Source organism: Acinetobacter higginsii, assembly GCF_000369845.1.
GTDB lineage: Bacteria > Pseudomonadota > Gammaproteobacteria > Pseudomonadales > Moraxellaceae > Acinetobacter > Acinetobacter higginsii.
This window is the reverse complement of sequence record NZ_KB850223.1, coordinates 469,084-476,507: the sequence shown is the minus strand read 5'-3', so window position 1 is coordinate 476,507 and position 7,424 is coordinate 469,084. Positions and strand designations below refer to the sequence as shown.

General features: G+C 39.2%; 6 protein-coding genes and 1 pseudogene. All 7 read right to left on the bottom strand.

All coding sequences use genetic code 11. The features are described 5' to 3' along the window. A pseudogene (locus F885_RS20930) lies at positions 1-165 on the bottom strand (MFS transporter); the annotation flags it as partial. 80 nt (positions 166-245) lie between these two features. Further along, positions 246-884, bottom strand: coding sequence for a hypothetical protein (locus F885_RS00570; RefSeq protein WP_005322925.1), 639 nt, complete (start codon positions 882-884; stop codon positions 246-248). 11 nt (positions 885-895) lie between these two features. After that, on the bottom strand, positions 896-1,609 hold the full coding sequence (locus F885_RS00575; RefSeq protein WP_005322923.1) for a HupE/UreJ family protein: 714 nt from the start codon (positions 1,607-1,609) through the stop codon (positions 896-898). A gap of 5 nt (positions 1,610-1,614) precedes the next feature. Next, positions 1,615-1,986, bottom strand: coding sequence for a hypothetical protein (locus F885_RS00580; RefSeq protein ID WP_005322921.1), 372 nt, complete (start codon positions 1,984-1,986; stop codon positions 1,615-1,617). A gap of 11 nt (positions 1,987-1,997) precedes the next feature. After that, positions 1,998-5,126, bottom strand: coding sequence for an efflux RND transporter permease subunit (locus tag F885_RS00585; RefSeq protein WP_005322919.1), 3,129 nt, complete (start codon positions 5,124-5,126; stop codon positions 1,998-2,000). Positions 5,127-5,140: 14 nt separating this feature from the next. Further along, positions 5,141-6,616 (bottom strand): efflux RND transporter periplasmic adaptor subunit, encoded by a 1,476-nt coding sequence (locus F885_RS00590; RefSeq protein WP_005322917.1) that lies wholly within the window; start codon positions 6,614-6,616, stop codon positions 5,141-5,143. A gap of 10 nt (positions 6,617-6,626) precedes the next feature. Continuing rightward, on the bottom strand, positions 6,627-7,424 hold a 798-nt coding region (locus tag F885_RS00595; RefSeq protein WP_005322915.1), incomplete at its 5' end, for a TolC family protein.

The following is a 7,424-nucleotide window of genomic DNA, read 5'->3' as shown; positions in this document are numbered from 1 at the left end:
CATCTTAATTGCCAATGCAATACCGAGAACTTGAGCTGCTTCCCCCTTTGCAATATCGTATGCCTGTAAAGCTAGGGCAATTGTGATTAACCCCGTTCCGATTAGTGCAATTACTTGGGCCAAAAACAAATGCCGATATGTTGTGTTTTTTAGTACTTCTAGCATCTTATGGATTCCTTTTAGAACCTGACTTCTTTAGCAATTGAATCTCCTTGGAATATTATTCCAAGGAGATTGATCAAAACTTAAAAGACTTTCTTCATTTCACTAAACTGTCCTTCTACAAGTAGAGTTACAGTCACTGGATTTTCCGTACGGTTTCGCCAGAACCAACCATGTTTGCCATCAAAAGCTGCCTTTAAGACACCCTGCTGAGTTGTTTCATTCTTTCCTTTTCCATAGCCATGATAGAACCCTTTAGAAGCGTTCACTGGATCACCATGGGTATCATAGTTAAGACCACCTCCAACAGCTTTCCAATCAAAGTTGACACTTGCACTTTGTGGCATCGTCAGTTTCACTTCAGTAGCTTGGCCCGGTTTAAGCTCAATACTAATGCTCTCTTTATTAATAGCAGGCATAATCATTTGAGCATTATCAGTTGCCATTTGAGTCGAAGTTTCTACTGATATTTGTTCAACACTATTCACTGCCTGTGCAGCATTGATACCATTTTCTGACTCTTCAGCTAGTGATTGTTTGATTTCTCCCATTTTCGTTAAACCAAGCATTTTACCCATACCTGTCGGATCAATTGCATACTCCGCAGGCATGACACAAGTAACTAACACAACAACAGCACTTACGGCAGCAATTGCTGTTGATTTAATTAACTTTTTTGATGAAGGTAATTCGATATCTTTTGGAATTTCAGTGTTATACATAATTTAGATCCTTATTGAGTAATGAAGCCAGTAAGTTGATAGCCAACAAGTAAAAAACCGAGGAACATGAGGAAGACATTGCTTTGATAAGCTGTTTTAAAGAAATAAGGTGTCTTTCTCCAAAACGTCATTAATAACAAGATGATGCACAGAGCCATAAACTGACCTAGTTCAACCCCAATATTGAATGAGATTAAATTTGCCAACAGTCCATCACTCGGAACTTCATATTCCTGAATTTTTACTGCCAGTCCAAAACCATGAATCAGACCAAAAATTAACGTCGCGACTTTTGTATTTGGTTGAAAACCAAACCAACGTTGATATGCTCCCAAGTTATCAAGAGCCTTATAAACGATTGAAAAACCAATGATTGCATCAATGATGTAGGCATTAATCGAAATGTTGTAATAAACCCCCACCAGCATCGTGATTGAATGCCCAAGCGCAAATAAGCTAACGTATAAGCCTATGTCCTTCATTCGATATAAAAAGAAGATAATGCCCACAAGAAATAGTAAATGGTCATATCCCGTGACCATATGTTTCGCACCCAAATAGATGAATGGAATCACATGAACACCATAAATTTCTTGGATATAGCCCTTGTCGCCTTCTGCTACACCATGAGCAAAAAGTGTAGGGCTAACCAAGACGGTGGATAAAGCAAGTAATAGCTTTATGTAAGCACTTAATTTCACAATATGTGAATCAATAATTTGCATGTATATCAAACTCCAAAATTTAAAATGAATTGAAAATCCATTAACTTTTTGGGCGGTTTAAAAATACGACTCACCATCAGATAAACATATTCTTTTGACCAATCTAGAATCGAAATTCCCTTTAAGAGATGAGCTAAAGCGGCAGATTTAAGTACGTCATAGCCAACAAAATGTTCATAGTAATTATCTTGGTGACTATGTGAATGTTGTTGGCTTATCTCATGATGGTGAGAGTGAATTGCATCAATTGAAACGTGTCTCTGAAATTCATTGTCAGTTACATGCTCATTAAAGTGCAAACATAAAGCGAGACTGATCATGCAGACTAGCCACATCATCACAAATTTGCTTTGTTTATCTCGCAATATATTTGTCATTAAAGATGCCCCTAAACAACCTGTTCAGTGGCATCGTTTGATTTTCTTGACCTACCTTGGTTAAACCACACATATAAGGTCGGCAAAATAATCAAAGTCAGTAAGGTTGATGAAATAATCCCACCAATAACGACAGTTGCAATTGGGCGCTGAACTTCAGAGCCAATGCCTACGTTTAAGGCCATCGGAATAAAACCTAATGAAGCGACTAAAGCTGTAATCAACACGGGACGGAGTCTTTCCATTGCACCATGTTTCACTGCATCAATGACACTTTCACCTTGAACTCTAAGTCGCTGAATGGCTGATACAAGAACCAAACCATTCAGCACAGCAACACCCGATAAGGCAATGAAACCCACAGCCGCAGAAATTGAGAATGGAATATCACGTAGTGCTAAAGCAATCACACCACCTGTTAGTGCAAATGGCACACCCGTGAATACCAAGATACTGTTTCTAACATTACCTAAAGCCATATAGATCATGGCAAAGATCAGAATTAAAGCAATCGGTACTACAACCATAAGACGATTTGAAGCAGATTCCATTTGCTCAAACGTACCGCCCCAAGTCAGCCAATAACCATCTGGTAATTTAAAATCAGCATTCAGCTTAGATTGTGCTTCTGAAATGTAACTACCAATATCAGTTCCACGAACATTTGCTGTAATGACGATACGACGTTTACCATTTTCGCGAGAAATCTGGTTTGGTCCTTGAACGTTTTTTAACTCGATCAATTCTGATAAAAGAACACTCGAACCATCAGCTAAGCTCACAGGAATCTGATACAGCTTTTCTAGATCTGTTACCGAGTTTTGGTCCATACGTACCACAATGTCGAACTTTCGATCTCCTTCAAACACCTTACCTGCTGTCTCGCCTGTGATTAGGCTAGAAACCTGTTTTTGTACATCCTCTGCATCAAGTCCATAGTTGGCAATCATGTCTTTTTTCAGCTCAACAGAAACCATAGGTAAACCAGACATCTGTTCGACTTTAAGATCAGCAGTACCATTAACTCCCTCTAAAATCTTAGCGGCAGCGTTTGCCGATTCAAGTAACTGTTCCAAATCATCACCATAAATTTTTACGGCAACATCTGTTCGGACACCTGAAATAAGTTCGTTAAAACGCATTTGAATCGGCTGTGTAAACTCATAATTGTTCCCATATACGCCTTTAGCTACACGTTCAATTTCAGCAACAACCGCAGACTTTTCCTTATCAGGATTAGGCCACTGACTACGATGTTTCAGCATGACAAAGTTATCTGCAACGTTAGGTGGAACAGGATCAGTAGCAATTTCAGCAGTCCCCACTTTGGCAAAAATAGTCTGAACTTCTGGAATTTTCTTAATCTCTTTTTCTAACGTGTATTGCATTTCAATTGCTTGAGTCAACGACGTGCCAGGGATACGCAAGGCATGTAGTGCCACATCTCCCTCATCTAAGGAAGGTATAAACTCTGAGCCTAAACGAGTCGAAAGACTTGCACTAAAAACAAAGAAAATAGAGACAAAAGCAATTAGCAAATATCTGTGATTTAAAGACCAATCTAAAATTGGGTTATAAAACCTTTTGATGCCATGGACGATTTTTGACTCTTCTTCTTTAATTTCACCGGTAGTGACCAATGCCACCATTGCAGGGACAAACGTAATTGAAAGAATCATTGCTGCCACTAAAGCCATAACCACTGTTGCAGCCATTGGTGTAAACATCTTTCCTTCAACACCAGTCAGAGTCATTACAGGTAGATACACCAAGATAATGATCAATTGACCATAGAGAATCGCTTTGCGGGATTCTTTAGTCGCCTCAAACACAGTCGTAAAGCGTTCTTGCCTTGTTAAAACTCGCCCAAGCTCTTTTTGTTTAATTGCCAACTTTGCTAAGGAGGCCTCAACAATTACAACAGCACCATCTACAATAATCCCGAAATCTAGTGCCCCAAGACTCATAAGGTTTGCACTAATTTTCTGGTTCACCATACCTGTGATTGTCATCAGCATGGATAATGGAATAACTAGAGCTGTAATCAGCGCGGCACGGAAGTGACCAAGAAATACAAACAGAACAACGATTACCAGAATCGCACCTTCTAAAAGATTCTTTTTCACCGTCTGTATCGTTGCATCAACCAAAGTTGTACGGTTATAGACAGCTTTTGCTTCCACACCTTCTGGTAATGATTTTTGAACTTGCTGTAGTTTTTGATCAACAGCATGAGCAACATTTCGTGAGTTCTCACCGATAAGCATGAATGCTGTACCCAGTACAATTTCCTGCCCATCTTTAGTCGCAGCACCTGTACGTAATTCGTGACCAATAGATATTTTGGCAACATCTTTCAATCTGAGGATATAACCATTGCTCGTCGTAATTGGGATATTCTGGATTTGCTCAATCGAGTTAATTTGAGAATCAGAGCGAATCAAATACTGTTCACCATTTTTCTCAATATATCCCGAGCCTTTGTTCATGCTGTTCTTAGAGATCGCTTCTAAAATCGCCTTCTGATCTAGCCCTATACTACGTAAATAAGCATAATCAGGTTGAACTACAAATTGTTTGAGATAACCGCCAATAGTATTGATTTCATTAACACCCTCAACATTTCGAAGCTGAGGTTTAATCACCCAGTCTTGTAAGGTGCGTAATTCGGTAGGTGAAAGTGGATTAGGATTGTTCTTGGCATTTTCAACGGTATACATGAAGATTTCGCCAAGTCCTGTAGAAACAGGCCCCATAGAAGTTGAAATTCCAATGGGAAGATTTGGTGTCACCCCTTGTAGCTTCTCATTGACTAACTGTCGGGCGAAATAAATATCAGTCCCTTCTTTGAAAATTGCCGTCACTTGTGACAGGCCATACCTAGAGACTGATCGGGTATAGTCTAAATTTGGAATACCAGCCAAAGCCGTTTCAATAGGATAAGTCACCTGAGACTCCATCTCCATTGGAGAGAGTCCTTGAGCTTCACTATTAATCTGAACTTGTACATTCGTAATATCGGGAACAGCATCAATTGGTAGCTTAAAATAGTTATAAGCCCCCAATGCACCGACAAAGAGGAATACGATGAGTACAAGCCAACGATTTTTAATCGAGAGTTTAACAATCTGATCAAACATATTCGCTACTCCCCTTAATGATCATGAGTAGCGCCAGATTTACCTAGCTCTGCTTTTAAAAGATATGAATTTCCTGCGGCATAAACCTGTCCTATTCGTAATCCAGATTTAATTTCCACATACCCATTGTATTTATCGCCGAGCTCTAGAGGTCGAGCTTCAAAATCGTTACCAACACGAATGAATACCACGTCCCAATCACGGAAATTCTGTAACGCATCTTCACGTACAACCATTGGCTTTTGACTTTGATTTTCAAAAATTTGAGCCGTGATTAACTGTCCAGAACGCCACTTAAACTGATTTGGTATCTCAATAAATACCTGCGCTGTACGTGTTTTAGTATCGATGACATCACTAATATATTTGATTTTTCCCAATGCCTCTTCTGTGCCTGTTGGACTTTGAGGCTTAACTTTGACTCTGTTTGTCGGGTTTATAGCATTAAGCTTGTCAGCAGGAACATTTACTACTGCCAAGAGTTGTGAAGTATTTGCGATTTTAAAAATAGGGGTTGAAGAGCTTACATTAGATCCAACAGCACCAAGGATTTCTAATATTGTTCCTGACATTGCTGCACGAACTTCAACTGTTCCATTAGCTGAACCGCCATAAGAGCTTATTAAGTTATTCAACTCATTTGCACGAGTTTGAGCAGCATCAAATTCTCTCTTTGCAGAAATATAATCAATCTCAGGTGATACACGCTTTTGCCATAATGCTCGTTCTTGTTCCATTTTTTGGCGAGCAAACTGTAGAGTATCCAAAGCAACTTTACGATCTGCATTAAAACGAATTAAATCTTGGCTTTGGACAACAGCAAGTAAGTCTCCTTGGCTTACTTTATCCCCAATATTACGATAGGTTTTTATCAATGTTCCACTGGCTTTTGGTGCAACAAGGCTTTCAAAATTATCAGGAAACTTCAATTCACCTTTCAATTCCAAAGCATTTTCAAACATCATTGGTCCAACTTTTAAGAGCTCTAAACCACTGCTCTTAATACTACTGTCTAACATGGTGACACGACCTTCTTTCGTATCCCACTTCCAAGTATGTTTTTTTCCTTGATAATCGACATTTACAACCATTAAAAACGAATGTGGCTCATAGACAATTTCATTTCCAATCAAGTAATCACTCTCTGGTTTGAATTGAATATTCTGCTCAGCATCTAAACGCTTAATATAAATATTCGCTTTTAAATCTTCTGGTTTAAGCGGCTTATCTTTCAAATACCCATAAACACGGAGGTGTGGTTCCACTCCTTCTTCAAATATCTTAACCTCAGCAGAGAAATCTCCATCTCGATACAAACGACCACCGTGAGGTCCTTTCTCATCTCCCGCTACAGCTACTTTTTCTTCGGCGACCTCACCATGTCCACTCGTTTGTGTCTTATTACCAGTTTTATACCAAGCAATAGCACATAAGACGATAAGTAAGGCAACGACACCTGTTGCAATCAATGTATTGGTTTGTTTATTCATATTCTTGCCCTTATTCTTGATCTAAATGAGTAATGTAGTTGCGCTCGACTTCTGCAATTTCTGTCTGCAAAGCCAACCACAAATCGAATCGAGCAAGATGTTTGTCTAGCCAAATTTGCTTGATGTTATTGAACTCAAGTAAAGAATTTTTCCCTGCTTGATAACCCATCTCTGCAATTCGCAGACTTTCATTTGTTGCGGGCAAAACGGTTTGATCATATTGCTTAATCACATCAATTAAATTGGAAACCTCAATAGATTTGTTTTCCAATTCAATTTTAGAGTTACGACTCACAAGCACAGACTGTGTTTCTGCTTTCGTATGCTCTGCTTGAGCAATCGCAATATTGCCCTTATTTCGATTAAAGATATTGAGAGGTATTGACGTCGAAACTTGGAAGACCTTGTCATTGGTTTCTTGGTAGTTCCTTACCCCGACTCCCAAAGTAATATCTGGTATTCCTTCTTTACGGGCCAGTTCAAACTGAGTCTTTTTCAGCTTCGAACTCAGCGTTGCTTCTTGCTCAGACAAACTTATTTTGTCTGTGAAATTAAAGCTTAGCGGAACCTCCAATGCACTACTTGGCAGGTTGGAAGTGAACTTAGAACATAGATTTTTCTGGAACTGAATCTTCTTCACTTCATTTTGATGGCGCAATTTCGACTCAGATGAAAGTGCTATGCTTAGTTGGGCATCGGAAGGAATTACTCGCCCGTACTTAAGCCGTTCGGAAAGAACGTTAGCTTGTCTGGCATTCAATTTACTCTCAGAAGAATAAATTTCAGCACGCTGAGTAGCTACATACCA

Bases quoted from the DNA above. Each gene is read 5' to 3' on its own strand.
- F885_RS00580 (WP_005322921.1), bottom strand. From the start codon at position 1,986: ATGACAAATATATTGCGAGATAAACAAAGCAAATTTGTGATGATGTGG.
- F885_RS00590 (WP_005322917.1), bottom strand. From the start codon at position 6,616: ATGAATAAACAAACCAATACATTGATTGCAACAGGTGTCGTTGCCTTA.
- F885_RS00570 (WP_005322925.1), bottom strand. From the start codon at position 884: ATGTATAACACTGAAATTCCAAAAGATATCGAATTACCTTCATCAAAA.
- F885_RS00585 (WP_005322919.1), bottom strand. From the start codon at position 5,126: ATGTTTGATCAGATTGTTAAACTCTCGATTAAAAATCGTTGGCTTGTA.
- F885_RS00575 (WP_005322923.1), bottom strand. From the start codon at position 1,609: ATGCAAATTATTGATTCACATATTGTGAAATTAAGTGCTTACATAAAG.